Here is a 16,595-nt window from a genome sequence, read left to right as displayed (position 1 = left end):
CCTGGCTTCTCGTCAGTCATGGCCCCACCGTAGTCAACGGATCAAGCCCCGCTGACCGTCCGCAGCGGGACGAGCGCGCGGAGCTTGAAGCCCTTGCCGCGCGGGCCCGGGCCGGTCTCCAGGCGGCCGCCGACCAGGGCGAGGCGCTCGCCCAGGCCGGAGAGGCCGTTGCCGGGGCCGGACTTGCCGGGGCCGCGGCCGTTGTCGGAGACCTCCAGGACGGCGTAGCGCTCGCCGTCGCCCTCCCAGGTCTCGTCGAGGTGGACGTGGCAGACGGTGGCGCCCTCGCCGTGCCGGACGATGTTGGTGACGGCCTCGCGCAGCGCCCAGGCGAGCGCTCCGGTCTCCTCGCCGCCGAGGCCGGGGCGGCCGTCGGCCACCGCGGGGTCGGCGTCCAGGGTGACCTGGGCGGCGCTCAGGGCGGTGCGGGCAGCGGCGAGTTCGACCGGCAGGGTGGGACGGCGGTAGCCGCCGACGGCCTCGCGAACGTCGACCAGGGACTGCCGGGCGACCTTCTCGATGTCGGCCACCTGGGCCCGGGCGGCCTCGTCCTGGCTCTGGTCCATCAGCCGCCCGGCCAGCTCGCTCTTCAGCGTGATCAGCGAGAGCGAGTGCCCCAGCAGGTCGTGCAGGTCGCGGGCCAGGCGCAGCCGCTCCTCGGCGGCGGCCAGGTGGGCCACGGCGGCCCGGGCCTCGCGCAGCTCCTTCATGGTCACGATGAGCCGCTGGAGCCCGGTCATCGCGAGGCCGCCGAGGAAGCAGGGCAGCACGATCGAGACCATGGTGACGCCGTCGGCCCGGATCAGGAAGCCGGTGGCGGCGGCCAGCGCCGTCACCGCGAGCACCCCGGGCATCCCGTACCGGGCTGGCAGCACCACGCCGGCGCAGACCGAGCAGTAGGTGAAGAGCGTCAGCCAGGCCTGCCCGAGCCCGAAGGCGGTGCCCAGCGCCACCGCGAGCAGGAAGCCCACGATCAGGTAACCGCCGGGCCAGTCGGCGGGCTTGACGGAGCGGAAGGCGATCAGCGCGAGGTAGGTCAGCAGGAAGCCGCCCAGTGCGATCGACCCGGCCACCACGGCCCCGGTGGAGTGCTCACCGCTCGTCAGGTCGGCGAGCGGGTAGAGCAGGTAGAGCATCCAGATCGACATCCACGCCAGCTTCACCACCAGCTGGCGCCGGTTCTCCACCGGCTGGCCGGGCGAGGTCAGGAACCCGCGTCGCCCCTCCGGCCCGGTGGCGGCGGTACTGGGGGGCGAGGGCTGCGGCGAGGACATGTCGATCATCATGCCTGCCTGGTGTCCTTGCGGTACAGGTAGGCCGCGGCGCCGACGAAGACCACCAGGAAGCCGCCCAGGCCGGCCACCGCGGCGAGGTCGAGCGACTGGCCGGGGCGGACGAAGGTGGCCAGCTGGTTGTAGAGGTAGACCGGGTTGAACTGGGCGAACTTCTTCAGCGAGTCGCCGACCGGGAACCAGGTGCCGCCGAACAGCGCCATCAGCATGTAGACGATCATCACGATCGGCTGCACCGCGTCCGGCTGGGCCGCGTACCCGAGGGCCACGCCGAGCGCCGCGAAGACGAAGCTGCCCAGCCAGAGCGCGAGCCCGAGGCCCAGCCACTGGCCGGCGCCCAGGGAGACGCCCTCGATCGCGCCGATCGCGAAGACCACCAGGATCGCGGGCAGGGTGGTCACCGCGCAGGCCGCGATCTTGGCCACGGTGTACGCCCGCCCCGGCAGCGCGGTGAGCCGCAGCTGCCGCACCCAGCCGCTCTTGCGCTCCAGCGAGATCCGCTGCGCGCTGCCGGTGAGCACCGCGCCGACCGCGCCGAAGGTGGCCATCGAGACCATGAAGTACGACTTGGCGCTCACGCCCCCGGCGACCGTGCCGCCGTTGTAGGCGCTGATGAAGAAGACGTACAGCAGCGCCGGGTAGAGCACGGTGAAGAGCACGTACCGCTTGTTGCGCAGGGTGCGCAGGATCTCCAGCTTGATCAGGGTGGTCACAGCGCACGCTCCGAATCCGCGGTCTCGTCGGCCTCGCCGGTGATGGTCAGGAAGGCCTGCTCCAGGCCCAGGCTGGTGACCTCCAGGCCGCGCGGGTAGAACCCCGCCCGGTAGAGGCCCGCGACGCCGGCGTCGGCGTCGGTGGAGCGGATCCGCACGGTGCGCACCCCGTCGCTCTGGCCGGTGACGTCCAGGCTGACCGTGCCGGGCAGGGCGCGCAGCGCCGTCTCGTCGAGGACGCCGTCGCCGGCGTGCAGCTCGAAGGTGATCCGGCGGGCGCCGGCCTTGGCCTTGATCTCGGCCGAGGTGCCGTCGGCGATCAGCCGGCCGCGGTGCAGCACCAGCACCCGGTCGGCGATGGAGTCCGCCTCCTCCAGGTAGTGGGTGGCGAACAGCACGGTGCGGCCGGCCTCGGCCTGGGCCCGCATGGTGGCCCAGAACTGCTGGCGGACGGAGACGTCCATGCCGGTGGTCGGCTCGTCCAGCACGATCAGGTCGTTGGCCCCGGCCACCGCCAGGGCGAACCGGACCCGCTGCTCCTGGCCGCCGGAGAGCTTGTCCACCCGGCGCTCCGCCAGCTCCTCGATGCCCGCGCTGCGCAGCACCTCGGCGACGCCGTGGCCGCGCGGGTGCACCGCGCAGGCCAGCGCGACCAGCTCGCGGACCTTGACGTCCGTCATCAGGCCGCCGCTCTGCAGCATCGCGCCGACCCGGCCGGCCTCGATCGCGGCCCGCGGGGTGCCGCCGAACAGCGAGACGCTGCCCTGGTCGGGCTCGCGCAGGCCGAGCAGCAGGTCGAGGCTGCTGGACTTGCCGGCGCCGTTGGGGCCGAGCAGGGCGACCGTCTCGCCCGGGCGCAGCACCAGGTCGAGGCCGTTCACCGCCTTGACCTGTCCGTAGCTCTTGCTCACCTGCCGGAAGGCGGCGACTTCTGCCGTACTCATCCCCCGGGTCCTCTCTCTCGTGGTCTCCTCGACCTCTCCAGAGTCCCGCCCGGGGGGTGGGCGGCGTCAGTGCGCGGCGTCGTGTCCTCGGTATGACGAATGTCAGATCGGGGACACGACGCCGATCACCTCACTTGCCCAGGTTCTCCTTCAGGAAGGCGACCTGGAGCAGCAGCAGGTTCTCGGCCACCTGCTCCTGCGGGGTCATGTGCGTGACGCCGGAGAGCGGCAGCACGGTGTGTGCGCGGCCGGCCGCGAGCAGGGCGGAGGAGAGCCGCAGGGTGTGGGCGGCCACCACGTTGTCGTCGGCCAGGCCGTGCACGATCATCAGCGGGCGTTCCAGGCCGGGGGCCAGCGGGATGAGCGAGTTGGCCTCGTACACCTCGGGGCGCTCGGCCGGGTGGCCGAGGTAGCGCTCGGTGTAGTGGGTGTCGTACAGCGCGAAGTCGGTGACCGGCGCGCCGGAGACGGCGGCGTGGAACACGTCCGGGCGGCGCAGCACGGCCAGCGCCGCCAGGTAGCCGCCGTAGGACCAGCCGCGGATGCCGACCCGGCCGAGGTCGAGCGGGTACTCCTCGGCCAGCGCCTGCAGCGCCTCGACCTGGTCGTCCAGAGTGGCCCCGGCGAAGTCGAAGGCGATCGACTTCTCCCACTCCGGGCTGCGCCCGGGGGTGCCGCGGCCGTCGGCCACGATCACCGCGAAGCCCTGGTCGGCGAACCACTGCGAGGTCAGGTGCGGGTTGTGCGACTGCACCACGCGCTGGCCGTGCGGGCCGCCGTACGGGTCCATCAGGACCGGCAGCAGGCCGTCCCGGTCGCGGTCGTAGCCGGTGGGCAGGAAGACGGCGGAGGGGATCCGGCGCTCGCCCGCGAAGCGGAACTCGGGGCGGGCGGTGAGCAGCGGGGTGTCCGCGTGGCTGGTGATCACGGCGGTCTCGGCGCCCTCGCGCAGCACGTGGGCCACCGCGCCGGGGCGCTCGACCGAGACGCTGGAGACCACGGCCACCGGGCCGCCGAACACGGCGGTGGCCGCGCCCTCGGGGCCGTACGGGGCGACGCCCGCGGCGTCGGCGCGGAAGACGCCGACCCAGCCCGGGGGCAGCTCGGTGTCGGCCGGGCCGGCCGAGGCGGTGAAGTAGGCGGCCTCCTCGGTGAGGGCGAGCACCGAGCGCAGGTGCAGCTTCTCGTCGGTGACCTCGCGGTCGCCGATCACCAGGTGGCGCACGCCGCCCTCGTCGCTGATCCGGGCCAGCTCGCCGTTGGGCGTCCAGGCCGGGACGCCGCTGAACAGGTCCAGCCAGGTCTCGTCCTGCTCGGCCAGCAGCAGCGCGGTGGCGCCGGTGGCCGGGTCGACGGTGAGCAGCTGCTGGGAGCGCTGGTCGCGGGCCTGGACCAGCAGCAGCGGGGCGCCGTTCGCGGACCAGTGCACCCGGGCCAGGTACGGGAAGGCGGCGCTGTCCCAGACCACCTCGGTCTTGGCGCCGTCCAGGTCGACCAGCCAGAGCGAGACCTCGGCGTTGGCGGTGCCGGCCGCCGGGTAGGCCACCTCGGCCGGGGTGACGCCCGGGTTGGCCGGGTCGGCGATCCACCAGCGCTGCACCGGCGCGTCGTCGGCCCGGGCCACCAGCAGCCGGTCGCTCGCGGGCGACCACCAGTAGCCGCGGTCGCGGCTCATCTCCTCCTGGGCGATGAACTCGGCCTGACCCCAGGTCACCCCGGCCCGCTCGGGCGTCACCAGGGCGCGGTCGCCGCTGCCGTCGGTGTGGCTGAGCCGCAGCTCGCCGGCGGTGTTGGCGTACGCGACCACGGTGCCGTCGGGCGCCGGGCGCGGGTCGACCAGCGGGCCTGCGGCGGGCAGCTCGCGGGCGGCGCCGGAGGCCAGGTCGGTGGCGAACAGCCGCCCGGAGAGGGCGAACACGGCCAGGCCGCCGGCCGCGTCCAGGGCGTAGCCGACGATGCCGGCCGAGCCCTCGCGGCTGCGCTCGCGGCGGGCCTTCTCGGCCGGCGAGAGGTCCTCCTCGCCGCCGCCGAGCAGGGCGACCGGGTCGGCGGCCACCTTCTCCTCGCCGGTGGCGGGGTCCAGGGTCCAGAGCAGGTTGGCCCGGTCGGTGCCGGACCGGGAGCGGAGGAAGGCGATCCGGGCCCCGTCGGGTGCGACGGAGAACGACCGGGGGGCGCCCACGGTGTAGCGCAGGGTGCGGGCGCTCTGCCGGGGGAAGGTGGTGGCAGCGGAGGTATCGGAGCTCATGCCCCCTGACCTTAGTCAGCGAGTGACCCGGAACCCGCTCACTCGTTCGGAGCAGTCGTCAGAAGAGGCCCCACGGACCCCCGAACGGCCCTGCGACCGGGCCGTGCGCCCCCGGACGCTCCCGTGCTCCCGACCACGCCGCCTCACGGAAAGTAATGCAACCCTCACCGATCGGGTATTGGTTGTCTCGACGATCCGGATCCGGAACGTCCCGTTCGAAGGAGTGTGAGCCGTCATGGCCTTGTCCATCTCCGCAGCCATGCTGATGCTCGTCATCGTGGTGGTGATGATCCGGCGCTCCGGCCTGAAGCTCTCGCACGCGATCGTCTGCGCACTGCTGGGCTTCTACCTCGCCTCGAGCTCGATCGCGCCGTCGATCCAGCAGGTGACCAGCAACGTGGCAGGGATGATCAATGGCCTGAAGCTCTGAGCGGAGGTCGGTCGCAAGAGAGGCCCTAGGCTCTTGCCCATGACCGCTGCGACCGACCAGCCGCACCGCCGCCTGCTCCTGGTGCACGCCCACCCCGACGACGAGTCGATCAACAACGGCGCCACCATGGCCCGGTACGCCGCCGAAGGCGCCCGGGTCACCCTGGTGACGTGCACGCTCGGCGAGGGCGGCGAGGTGATCCCGCCCGAGCTGGCCCACCTGACCGCGGACCGCGACGACACCCTCGGGCCGTACCGGGTCGGCGAACTGACGGCCGCGATGCGCGAGCTCGGCGTCACCGACCACCGCTTCCTCGGCGGCCGCGGGCGCTACCGCGACTCCGGGATGATGGGCGTCGCGGAGAACAAGGTGCCCGGCTGCTTCTGGCAGGCCGACGTGGACGAGGCCGCCGGCCATCTGGTCGAGGTGGTCCGCGAGGTGCGGCCGCAGGTGCTGGTCACCTACGACGAGCGCGGCGGCTACGGCCACCCGGACCACATCCAGGCCCACCGGGTCGCCCTGCGCGCCTGGGAGCTGGCCGCCGATCCGGCCTTCCGCCCCGAGCTGGGCGCCTCCTGGCGGATCGCCAAGGTCTACTACAACCGGCTGCCCCGCCCGGTGGTCGAGGAGGGCCTGGCCGCCGCGAAGGGCGTCTTCCCCGGCGTGGCAGCCCTCGGCGACCTGCCCGGCGTGGTCGAGCCGGAGGTGATCACCACCGTGGTGGACGGCGCCGCGTACGCGGGCGCGAAGTCCGCCGCGATGGCCGCGCACGCCACCCAGATCGCCGTCTCCGGTGAGGTCTTCGCGCTCAGCAACGACCTCGGCCAGCCGCTGCTCGCCACCGAGTACTACCAGTTGGTGCGCGGCACCCCGGGCCCCGGGCGGCCGGAGACGGACCTCTTCGCGGGGGTGGCGGCATGAGCCCCTGGACGGCCCTGCTCGGCACCCGCTCCGCCCGGCTGGCCGAGGCCCAGCCCTCGCGCGGCGCCCGGATCGCGCTGTACACGCTGTTCTTCCTGCTCGGCGCGGCGGCCTCGCTGGCCGGCTGCTTCGTCCAGTCGCTCTGGACGCCCGGCGGGCTGCTGCTGGCGCTGGCCGGCACCTGGGCCGTCTTCTACGGCGGGCTGCGCGCCACCGGCACCAAGCTGGGCGCCGGGGCGCCGCTGGCCGGCTGGTTCGCCGTGCTGCTGGTGCTGATGTCGCCGAGGCCCGAGGGAGATTTCGTGCTCGCCGCCGGGCTCACCTCGTACGGCTACCTCTTCCTCGGGGCCGTCGGCGGCGTGATCTGCGCCACTCTTCCGACCCGCACCGGCTACGCCTTCGGCGTCCCGGGCCCGGGGCGCTGAGGGGCCCTCGGGGCGACGCGCCGTCAGGGGCCTTCCAGCACGGGCCATACCGGACGGACCGGACGTATCGGGATCTGTCCGATCCGGGCCGCCGTCCTGGTCTTCCCAGTAAGGTGGTGGCGCGACAGGTCGGCCCCGGCGGGCGCGGAGGAAGGCAGAGCAGGTACCTTCACCCCAATCGCGAGGCGGGCGGCCAGCCGCAAGCCCACACGTAGGACAGCTGGTGTCGGAGGGGCCCGTCAGGTTCCGTCGCACGGTGGCAGCCGCCACCGAAGAGGTCTGGCGCCCCACAACCCGCGGTCGCCCCCACGGCGCGGCCGCGAACCCGGAGCAGAGCAGCATTGAGCAGCCGCGAATCTGACAGCGCGTACCCGCCGCCCCGCCAGGGTGGCCGCAGGCCCGAGGGCGGCCCGGAGGCGTACCCCTCCGGCACTCCCCCGTACGGCACCGGGCTGCCGGGCGCCCGCGCCGAGAGCGGCCCGCAGGCCGGCGAGCCCGCTGGCGAGGACCTGCCGAAGACCGAGACCACGCTGACCACCCGGGTGCGGATCAACATCCCCGGTTCGCGGCCGATCCCGCCGGTCGTGGTGCGGTCCACGGTCAAGCCCGAGGAGGCCGCCCCGGCGGAGGCCGGCGCGCCCCGGCACCGCTCGGCCGCCGGCGCCTCGCCGGTGCTCGGCGTGGTCGACCCGGGCCCGGCCGCCGCCGCGCCCGAGCTCCCGGAGGAGTGGCAGCAGCCCGCCGCCGCGGCCTCCTCCTCGGAGTCGACCGGCGAGTGGTTCCGCCCGCGCCAGAAGACTCAGAGCCCCCCGGCCGCCCCGCGCCCCACCGGCGCCCCCGCGACCCCCTTCGGCAACAGCGACACCGGCTCCACCCCGCTGCCCACGCCGCCCCCCACCAACCCGTACGGCAACGACCCGTTCGCCACCCAGCCCCGGCAGTCCACCCCGCCGAACGGCACCCCCTTCCCGAACGGCGCAAACGGCGCCGAGCCGGGCCCCGAGTCCACCCAGGGCATCCCGCTCCCGCAGCCGGGCCGCAACGGCGCCGACCCCTTCGCGTCCCAGGGCGGGCGCGGCCCGCAGGGCCAGGGCACCGACCCGTTCGCGCCGCAGCGCGGTCCCGAGGGCACCCAGGCGCTGCGCACCAACGGCCACCGCGGCCGACCGGGCCAGGACAACCCGTTCGCGCCCCAGGGCGCGGCCCGGAACGGCGCCGACCCGTTCGCCGGCCAGAACGGCCAGCGGCCGCCGCAGGGCAGCGGCGACCCGTTCGCGGCCCAGGGCGGCCCCGAGGGCACCCAGGCGCTGCGCGTCAACGGCCACCGCGGCCCGCAGGGCCAGGGCGGCGGCCCGTTCCAGGGCCGGCGCCCGCCGCAGGGGCAGGGCGACCAGTACGCCGGCCCCGACGGCCGCAGCCCCCAGGGCGACTCGTTCGCCGGCCAGGGCCCGCGCGGCCCGCAGGGCGGCGGGCCGGGCGGCGACCCGTTCGCCGCGCCGGGCGCCGCCGGTGCGCAGGCCACCCGTGAGCTCCGGATGCCCCCGAACGGCCAGCGGCCGCCGCAGGGCGGCGGCGACCCGTTCACGGGGCAGCCCGGCCGGCCCGGGGCCGAGACCACCCGCGCGCTGCGGATCCCGCCGGGCGGGCCCGCCGGCGAGCCCGAGGACACCCAGATCGGCGGCTTCGACCCGATCCAAGACGGCCCGGCCACCGCCGCCATACCCGGCCTGCCCACGGCCGACCGGTTCGGCGCCGGCCACCGCGCCGGGCCCGGCGGCCCGCAGGCCCCGGCCGACCCCTTCGGCACCGCCGCCCACGGCGGCCCGCAGAGCGCCGACCCCTTCGGCACCGCCGCGCCCAAGACGCCGGGTGCGCCCGGTGGGCCCGGTGCGCCCGGTGGGCCCGGTGGGCCCAAGGCCGCCGGTGGCGGCCGCTTCGCGGAGAACTCCTTCGAGCCCGCGCCGCCCTTCCCCGGCACCCTCGGCAGCAGCACCGGCCAGCACCAGCTCCCGCCGCCGATCGAGGTGGTCCCGGAGCCCGACCCGGACCGGGACGACGAGCCGGCCGTCAAGCCGAAGCGGCCGAGCAAGGCGCCGAAGCTGGCCGTCTACGCGGTCGGCGGCATCCTGTTCGCCGGCGCCGCGGCGTACGGCACCGGCCTGATGCTCAACCAGGCGGACATCCCCAAGGGCACCACCGTGCTCGGCACCGACATCGGCGGCGACGCCCGCGACCAGGCGCTCAGCGCGCTGGACGGCAGCGTCGGCAAGATCGGCCAGCGGCCGCTCAAGCTGAAGGTCGGCGCCCAGACGGTCAACCTCGACCCGGCCACCGCCGGGCTGAGCTTCGACACCACCGCCACGGTGGACGCCCTGACGGCGCACAGCTACAACCCGGTGGACGTGATCAGCTCGATCGCGGGCGGCAGCAAGGACGTCGCCCCGGAGGTCAAGGTCGACCGCGCCAAGCTCAAGGCCGCCCTGGACGCGCTGGGAGGCTCGGCCGGGCAGGGCCTCCAGGAGGGCTTCGTCCGCTTCACCCCGGACGGGCAGACCGAGGTGGTGCCGGGCAAGGCCGGGCAGACCGTGAACGGCGCCGCGGCGATGGACCAGGTCGAACAGGCCTACCGCAACCGCGCGGCCGGCCAGGACGACACCGTGCTGACCGTGCCGGTGACGGCGGCTCAGCCGAAGATCGGCCAGGACGCGCTGCAGGCCGCCGCCGACGGCCTCGGCAAGCAGGTGCTGGCCGGGCCGGTGACGGTCATGGCGGGCACCAGGAAGTTCGAGTTCGGCAAGACCACGGCGGCCAACGCGCTGACCATCGCACCGGACGCGACCGGCAAGCTGGCCCTCAAGTGGGACCTGGACAAGCTGAACGACGCACTCAAGGGCGTCTTCGACAAGTCGAAGACGAAGAAGAACGGCGCCCTCGCGCCGATCACCCCGCAGGACGTGGCGGACGGCATCGCCTCGGTGCTCGACAAGACCACGGCGAAGGACCGGACCTTCCGCTTCCCCGCCTGACCCGCCCCGGCCCGCCCGGGCCCGGGGAATCGAAGCCTGCGGGGCGTTTCTGACAGGTATTCATCAAGCCAAGGGGCTCGATCGGTGGTGATCCACCGGTCGGGCCCCTTGGCCAATCCTCGCCAATGGCGGGGCATAACCGGACATCGGGGGCACCCCGGGCCGCGTTACCAAGACTTGATCCCCGCCTGGTCGACATCCTGTCCCCTCCCTCAGCAGGATGTGCCACCGTCAGCCACGCCAGTGTGGCCGGCCCGCCCGCTCCGCAGGGAGAACCCTCGTTGTCCAAGCCTCGGCTCCCGCACGCCCTGATCGCCGCCGCCTCGGCGCTGGCGCTCGGCCTCACGCTCTGTTCCTGCGCGAGCGAGGGCGGCACCGGACCGACCGGCCGCGGCACGGCCATCTCCCGGGGTGACGACGCCCCCGGGATGACCATGACGGACACCAATCCCCAGCCGCGGACGGCGCTGCGCCAGGGCGGCACCCTGGTCTGGGCGATCGACCAGTTCTCCACCCAGTGGAACCCGCTGCACACGGACGGCTCGGAGTCCTCCACCAACGACGTCATGAAGGCGCTGCTGCCCACCCTCTGGCGCTCGGACGCCGGCGGCACCCAGACCCCGAACAAGGCCTACCTGCGCTCGGCAGAGCTCGGCGCGGCGGACGGCAAGCAGACCGTCACCTGGACGCTCAACCCGGCCGCCCACTGGTCCGACGGCAAGCCGATCACCTGGCTCGACCTGCAGGCCACCTGGCGGGCCCAGAGCGGGCGGGACAAGGCGTACCAGGCGGGCTCCACCACCGGCTTCGACCAGGTGGAGCGCGTGGAGCGCGGCAAGGACGACTTCCAGGCCGTGATGACCTTCAAGACGCCGTTCTCCGAGTGGCAGTCGATGTACAACAACGCGGCCAACTCGCCGCTGCTGCCCGCCGCTTACGCGAGCACCCCGGAGCTGTTCAACACCTCCTTCGTCTCGCAGATCCCGGTCTCCGGCGGGCCCTTCAAGCTGCAGACCCTGGACCGCTCGGCCAAGACCGTCACCGTGGTCGCCGACCCCGCCTGGTGGGGCGACAAGCCGCTGCTCGACCGGATCGTCTTCAAGGCGGTGGACACCGGCGCGATGCCGAAGGCCTTCGCCGAGGGCCAGGTGGACTTCTTCAACAACGGCCCCAGCGCCGAGGGCTACAAGCAGATCCTGGCCACCCCGGACGGCGAGGCCCGCCGGGCCGGCGGGCCGAACCTGCGGATGATGGTGCTCAACGCCAAACGCCCGCCGCTGGACGACGCCGCGGTGCGCCGGGCGATCTTCCAGGCGGTGGATCGCGAGGCGATCACCCGCACCGACCTGGCGGGCCTGGACTGGCCGTACACCCCGATGAACAACCACTTCCTGGTGCCCGGCCAGAACGGCTACCAGGACAACTCCGACGGCCTGAGCCGCTACGACCCCAGCGCCGCCTCCGCCGCCCTTCAGGACGCCGGCTGGCGGCTCGGCGCGGGCTCCTCGGTGCGCACCAAGGACGGCAAGCCGCTGGAGCTGCACCTGGTCATCCCGGCCGCCAACCCGCTGGCCGCGAGCGAGGGCAAGCTGATCACGCAGATGCTGGCCAAGGTGGGCGTGCAGATCGACGTCACCCCGGTGGTGGCGGGCGATTTCTTCGCCAAGTACGTCTACCCGCACGATTTCGACCTGACCGCATTCGCCCTGCTCGGCACGCCTTTCCCCGCCACCAACGGGACTTCGACCTTCCAGCAGGGCTCCGGCTCCAACTACGCCCAGACCGGCAGCGACGCGCTCGACCGCGCGATGGCCGCCGCCGCCGCCGCCGACAGCCCCGAGACCGAGGCGGCCGCCCTGAACCGGGCGGACGCCGAGGCCTGGCAGGTGGCCGGCATGGTGCCGCTGTACCAGCGGCCGGCCGTCTACGGGGTGCGCAAGACCGTGGCGAACCTGGGGGCTCCCGGGCTGTCCGACGTCGTCTACGAGAACATCGGCTTCCAGCGGTAACGGTGGAACAGTCGGAGGAGGGGGGCTCGCTCAGCACGGGAATAAGCGGCGAATACTCGCCAGTGGCGTGAAATTGCCAACTCGGCCGCGCGAAGTGCAGCCGGTTGATTATGGTCCACACCACCCCTGCGGGGCCGGAATTTCCCTTGATGCACCCAAAAACCGTAGTGTCCGATTATCGGACACCCCAATGTCATGAACAAACGGCAGCAGAGCGGACAGAACGGACACTTGATCTACGCGCGTCAAGTAGGCCGGAGCGCGACGGCCGCGTCCTGATAACGGAGTTGACCGAGTCGGGTTACGGACGCGTGAACGCGAGATGCGCCGGTATGTCCGGTTTCGTCCGTCTCAGTCGAGGCTTGTCAAGATGTCTGGAACTACGAAGTGGTTGACATTCCAGCACAATGCAGGAAATGCGCGGCCAGCAACTGGGGAACTCTTGACGTTCGATAAACGACTTGCGAGAGTCCGTGCGATCACCTTTTTTGCAGCCGCTACACCCCGGGCGGGAGCTCCAGCACCATGACTAACCCCACACAGGCCCCGACCGAGGCCGACACCCTCGGGACGGCCGACACCCCCAGCCAGACCGACGCCACCAACGGCGCGGTCTTCCGGGGGCTGTCCCCTGGCCAGCTCATGTGGCGCCGCTTCAAGCGCGACCGCACGGGCGTCATCAGCGCCGTCATCGTGTTGCTGTTCATCCTGATCGCGATCGCGGCTCCGCTGATCTCGATGCTCTACGGCAAGGACGCGAACACCCCGTACGGCCAGAACGACCCGAGCCTGCTGGACGAGTCCGGTCTGCCGCTGGGCACCGGCGGCATCAGCGGCGACCACTGGCTCGGTCTGGAGCCCCCGCTCGGCCGCGACCTCTTCATGCAGCTGGTCTACGGCATCCGCACCTCGCTGATCGTCGCCTTCGCCACCACGCTGATCACCACCGCGCTGGGCATCTTCTTCGGTCTGGTGGCGGGTTACATCGGCGGCAAGACCGACTACTTCATCGGTCGGCTGATCGACATCCTGATGTCGTTCCCCTCGCAGATCTTCCTGGTCGCGTCCACGCCGGTCGTCCTCGGCCTGTTCGTCGCCAAGGACGAGGCGATCCCCACCTGGCTGCCCTTCGTCGTCGTGACGATCGTGCTCTCCGGCCTCGGCTGGATGTCGCTGGCCCGCATCCTGCGCGCCACCGTGCTGTCCCTGCGCGAGCGCGAGTTCGTCGAGGCGGCCAAGGTCACCGGCGCCTCGCCGATGCGGATCATCTTCAAGGAGCTGCTGCCCAACCTGTGGACGCCGATCCTGGTGCAGTCCACCCTGGCCCTCCCGGCCTTCGTGACCGCCGAGGCCGGTCTGTCCTACATCGGCGTCGGTATCGGCGAGCCGACCCCGGACTGGGGCCGGATGCTCGCCGAGGCGGCGGACTACCTCCAGACGGACCTCACGTTCCTCCTCGTCCCCGGCATCGCGATGATCATCTTCGTGCTGGCCTTCAACCTCCTGGGCGACTCGGTGCGAGACGCCTTCGACCCGAAGACCAAGCGCTAGACGGTCCGCCCGTCGCGGCTTTCACCACCCAAAGTCTCCGGGGGGATCGGCACGCCCGCCCCGGGCAACCCACCGAATCACCAGGCATCTTCCATAACAGGCAGGATGAACAATGAACGCACGTAAGTCGGCGAGGCTCGCAGCCGCCGTCATGGTTGTCGGGGCTCTCACCGCAACGGCCGCTTGCTCCAGCAGCAAGTCCGACGGCGGTTCCGCGAAGCCGGCCGCCCCCGCGACCGCCAAGGTCGCCACCGTCGCCGTCGGCACCGCGGCCGACTCGACCGGTCCGGCCGTCCCGCAGCCCGGCGCCAAGCCGGGCGGCACGGTCAACATGATCGACCGTGACGACTTCAACCACCTGGACCCGGGCCAGATCTACCTCAACACCAACGCTGAGGTCTCGCTCCTCTTCACCCGTGGCCTGACCGGTTACAAGGTCGCCGCCGACGGCTCCCAGAAGCTGGTCGGTGACCTCGCCACCGACACCGGCACCACCACCGACGGTGGCAAGACCTGGAAGTTCACGCTGAAGGACGGCGTGAAGTGGCAGGACGGCTCGCCGATCACCTCGGACGACGTCAAGTACTCGATCGAGCGCACCTTCCAGCCGTTCATCAAGTCGGGCCCGTCCTACCTGCAGGCCTGGCTCGCCGGTGACGACTACCGCAAGGCGTACGCCGGCCCCGCCGCCGGCGACCTGCCGGGTGTCGCCACCCCGGACGCCAAGACGATCGTCTACACCTTCAAGGACGCCCACGCCGACGCGAACTTCACCTTCGCGATGGCCGGCTACGGCATCGTCCCGAAGGCGCACGACACCAAGGAGGCGTACGACAAGAAGCCGTTCTCCTCTGGCCCGTACCAGATCGTCGAGCACGTCACCGACAAGTCGCTGGACCTCGAGCGCAACCCCAACTGGGACCCGAAGACGGACCCGATCCGCAACGCGTACCCGGACAAGTGGCACATGGAGTTCGGTGTCCAGCCCAAGGACGCCACCGAGCGCTTCATGGCCGACAACGGCACGGACAAGAACGCCTTCTCGTTCCACGACACGGTCCCGGCCGAGTACGTCAGCAAGGTCAAGGGCGACGAGAAGCTGAAGGACCGTACCCTCAACGGCCTCACGCCGTACGTGGACTACTACTTCATCAACAACACCCGCATCACGGACCAGAAGGTCCGCGAGGCGCTCATCCGGGCCTTCCCGCACCAGCAGACCCGTCAGGTCCAGGGCGGCCCGAGCTACGGCGACTACGCCACCACCTACATGAGCCCGACCGTCCTCGGCTTCGAGGCGAGCGACGTGTTCGACACCCTGAAGAAGCCGCAGGGTGACCCGGAGGCCGCCAAGAAGATCCTCACGGACGCGGGCAAGCTGGGCCAGACGATCGTCTACGCCTACAACGACACCCCGGCCCAGCAGAAGGTCACCGAGGCGATCCGCATCGCCCTCGAGGCGGCCGGCTTCAAGTTCGTCCCGAAGCCGCTCCCGGCGAAGACCTACTACGACGCCATCGGCATCGTGAAGAACGAGTACGACCTCTACTGGGGTGGCTGGGGCGCCGACTGGCCGACCGGCTACACCTCGCTGCAGCCGGTCTGGGACGGCCGCGCGATCGCTGACGGTGCCTCGAACTACGCGCACCTGAACGACCCGGAGATCAACAAGGCGATCGACGACGCCCTGAAGATCCAGGACCCGGCCGCGCAGGGCAAGGCCTGGGCCGCGATCGACCAGCAGCTGCAGAAGAAGGCCGTCTCCATCCCGGACGTCTACCAGCGCTCGCTGAGCCTGTACGGCTCGGGCCTCGGTGGCGTCAGCTTCGACACCCAGCAGGGCCTCCAGTACCCGCTGAACATCTACATCAAGGGCTGACGCTCAGCACCTAGCGGTAACCCCGGCGGGGGCCCGGCGCGCCACACCCCTGGCGCGCCGGGCCCCGGCCACCGGCCCATCAAGCCCCACCCCGCCCTGCTCCGCCCACCGCACTCGCAGCCGGCGCCCCGATCAGGAGAGCCCGACCCATGCTCCGTTTCCTCGTCCGCCGTTCACTCGGTGCCATCGTCATCCTGCTGATCATCAGCATGGTCACCTTCGCGCTCTTCTTCGCCATCCCGGCGGACCCGGCGCGTCTCTCCTGCGGCAAGGTCTGCACCCCCGAGAACCTGGCCCTGATCCGGCACAGCATGAACCTCGACAAGCCGGTACCGGAGCAGTACTGGGACTGGCTGACCAGCATCTTCGTCGGGCGTGACTACGCGGCCGGCCACTGCAGCGCCCCGTGCTTCGGGTACTCCTTCGACAAGCAGGAGATGATCACCGGCACCCTGCTCGACCGATTCCCCACCACGCTGTCGCTGACCATCGGCTCCGCGATCATCTTCATCATCTTCGGTGTCGGCACCGGCATGCTCGCCGCCCTCAAGCAGGGCAAGGCCATTGACAAGATCGCCAGCTCCGCCTCGCTGCTCGCCTCCTCGATGCAGATCTACGTGGCCGGCCCGCTCGCCCTCTGGGCCCTGTGCTACTCCACCGACTGGCTGTCCCTGCCGAACTACGTCCCGTTCACCAAGGACCCGCTGGGCTGGGCCGGCGGCCTGCTCGTGCCGTGGATCGTCCTGTCGCTGATCTGGACCGCCAACTACACCCGTATGACCCGCTCCTCGATGGTCGAGCAGCTGACCGAGGACTACGTCCGGACGGCGCGCGCCAAGGGCATGTCGGGCCGCTCGGTCTTCCTGCGCTTCGCCTGGCGCGGCGCGATGGGCACCATCGTCACCGTCTTCGGCATCGACCTCGGTGTGCTGCTCGGCGGCGCGATCATCACCGAGGTCACCTTCAACCTGCACGGCCTCGGCCGGCTGGCGATCGACTCGTACAGCCAGTCCGACCTCTCGATGCTGGTCGGTGTCACCATGGTGGCCTCCTTCCTGATCGTGGTGTTCAACATCGTCGTCGACGCCGCGTACGCGATGATCGACCCGCGCATCCGCCTCGCCTGACCCCCTGGCCCGGCCGACACCCCCGGCCGA

The 16,595-nt window shown here is 72.0% G+C and carries 12 protein-coding genes; 8 read left to right on the top strand and 4 right to left on the bottom strand.

The window, feature by feature from the left end; genetic code table 11:
* Positions 1-41: 41 nt before the first annotated feature.
* From CFP65_RS24175 to CFP65_RS24160, 4 genes are all read right to left on the bottom strand, one after another.
* Positions 42-1,286, bottom strand: a complete 1,245-nt coding sequence (locus tag CFP65_RS24175; RefSeq protein ID WP_254552539.1) for a sensor histidine kinase — start codon at positions 1,284-1,286, stop codon at positions 42-44.
* A complete protein-coding gene (locus tag CFP65_RS24170) occupies positions 1,283-2,005 on the bottom strand; it encodes an ABC transporter permease (protein ID WP_104818168.1) in 723 nt (240 codons plus the stop codon). The genes CFP65_RS24175 and CFP65_RS24170 overlap by 4 nt, the downstream gene beginning before the upstream one ends.
* Positions 2,002-2,949, bottom strand: a complete 948-nt coding sequence (locus tag CFP65_RS24165; RefSeq protein ID WP_104818167.1) for an ABC transporter ATP-binding protein — start codon at positions 2,947-2,949, stop codon at positions 2,002-2,004. The genes CFP65_RS24170 and CFP65_RS24165 overlap by 4 nt, the downstream gene beginning before the upstream one ends.
* A 130-nt stretch (positions 2,950-3,079) precedes the next feature.
* Positions 3,080-5,197 carry an alpha/beta fold hydrolase gene (locus CFP65_RS24160; protein ID WP_104818166.1) on the bottom strand — a complete coding sequence of 706 codons (2,118 nt, stop codon included), beginning with the start codon at positions 5,195-5,197 and terminating at the stop codon, positions 3,080-3,082.
* Between the two features lie 235 nt (positions 5,198-5,432).
* Here CFP65_RS24160 and CFP65_RS24155 point away from each other — a divergent pair, with 235 nt between their 5' ends.
* The 8 genes from CFP65_RS24155 to CFP65_RS24115 all read left to right on the top strand — a co-directional run bounded on the left by CFP65_RS24155 (position 5,433) and on the right by CFP65_RS24115 (position 16,565).
* Positions 5,433-5,627 (top strand): DUF2304 family protein, encoded by a 195-nt coding sequence (locus CFP65_RS24155; protein WP_104818165.1) that lies wholly within the window; start codon positions 5,433-5,435, stop codon positions 5,625-5,627.
* Between the two features lie 39 nt (positions 5,628-5,666).
* Complete coding sequence (gene mshB, locus CFP65_RS24150) at positions 5,667-6,548, top strand: N-acetyl-1-D-myo-inositol-2-amino-2-deoxy-alpha-D-glucopyranoside deacetylase (protein WP_104818164.1); 882 nt, start codon at positions 5,667-5,669, stop codon at positions 6,546-6,548.
* Positions 6,545-6,973, top strand: a complete 429-nt coding sequence (locus CFP65_RS24145; RefSeq protein WP_104818163.1) for a DUF6113 family protein — start codon at positions 6,545-6,547, stop codon at positions 6,971-6,973. Before mshB ends, CFP65_RS24145 begins: the two co-directional genes overlap by 4 nt.
* Positions 6,974-7,314: 341 nt before the next feature.
* Positions 7,315-9,999, top strand: a complete 2,685-nt coding sequence (locus CFP65_RS24135; protein WP_174805569.1) for a peptidoglycan binding domain-containing protein — start codon at positions 7,315-7,317, stop codon at positions 9,997-9,999.
* Positions 10,000-10,280: 281 nt separating this feature from the next.
* The gene (locus tag CFP65_RS24130) at positions 10,281-12,008 is read left to right on the top strand and encodes an ABC transporter family substrate-binding protein (RefSeq protein ID WP_158702339.1); all 1,728 of its coding nucleotides are present in this window, start codon (positions 10,281-10,283) and stop codon (positions 12,006-12,008) included.
* A gap of 525 nt (positions 12,009-12,533) precedes the next feature.
* Complete coding sequence (locus tag CFP65_RS24125; RefSeq protein ID WP_104818159.1) at positions 12,534-13,559, top strand: ABC transporter permease; 1,026 nt, start codon at positions 12,534-12,536, stop codon at positions 13,557-13,559.
* Between the two features lie 112 nt (positions 13,560-13,671).
* A complete protein-coding gene (locus CFP65_RS24120; protein ID WP_104818158.1) occupies positions 13,672-15,438 on the top strand; it encodes an ABC transporter substrate-binding protein in 1,767 nt (588 codons plus the stop codon).
* Between the two features lie 149 nt (positions 15,439-15,587).
* Positions 15,588-16,565, top strand: coding sequence for an ABC transporter permease (locus tag CFP65_RS24115; protein WP_104818157.1), 978 nt, complete (start codon positions 15,588-15,590; stop codon positions 16,563-16,565).
* Positions 16,566-16,595: the final 30 nt, after the last annotated feature.

This window comes from Kitasatospora sp. MMS16-BH015, from assembly GCF_002943525.1.
Classification (GTDB): domain Bacteria; phylum Actinomycetota; class Actinomycetes; order Streptomycetales; family Streptomycetaceae; genus Kitasatospora.
This window is presented reverse-complemented; position numbering and strand designations above follow the sequence as displayed.

Coding starts and splice junctions, on each gene's coding strand:
- CFP65_RS24160 (WP_104818166.1), bottom strand. CDS start 5,197: ATGAGCTCCGATACCTCCGCTGCCACCACCTTCCCCCGGCAGAGCGCC.
- CFP65_RS24165 (WP_104818167.1), bottom strand. CDS start 2,949: ATGAGTACGGCAGAAGTCGCCGCCTTCCGGCAGGTGAGCAAGAGCTAC.
- CFP65_RS24115 (WP_104818157.1), top strand. CDS start 15,588: ATGCTCCGTTTCCTCGTCCGCCGTTCACTCGGTGCCATCGTCATCCTG.
- CFP65_RS24155 (WP_104818165.1), top strand. CDS start 5,433: ATGGCCTTGTCCATCTCCGCAGCCATGCTGATGCTCGTCATCGTGGTG.
- CFP65_RS24145 (WP_104818163.1), top strand. CDS start 6,545: ATGAGCCCCTGGACGGCCCTGCTCGGCACCCGCTCCGCCCGGCTGGCC.
- CFP65_RS24120 (WP_104818158.1), top strand. CDS start 13,672: ATGAACGCACGTAAGTCGGCGAGGCTCGCAGCCGCCGTCATGGTTGTC.
- CFP65_RS24125 (WP_104818159.1), top strand. CDS start 12,534: ATGACTAACCCCACACAGGCCCCGACCGAGGCCGACACCCTCGGGACG.
- CFP65_RS24175 (WP_254552539.1), bottom strand. CDS start 1,286: ATGATGATCGACATGTCCTCGCCGCAGCCCTCGCCCCCCAGTACCGCC.
- mshB (WP_104818164.1), top strand. CDS start 5,667: ATGACCGCTGCGACCGACCAGCCGCACCGCCGCCTGCTCCTGGTGCAC.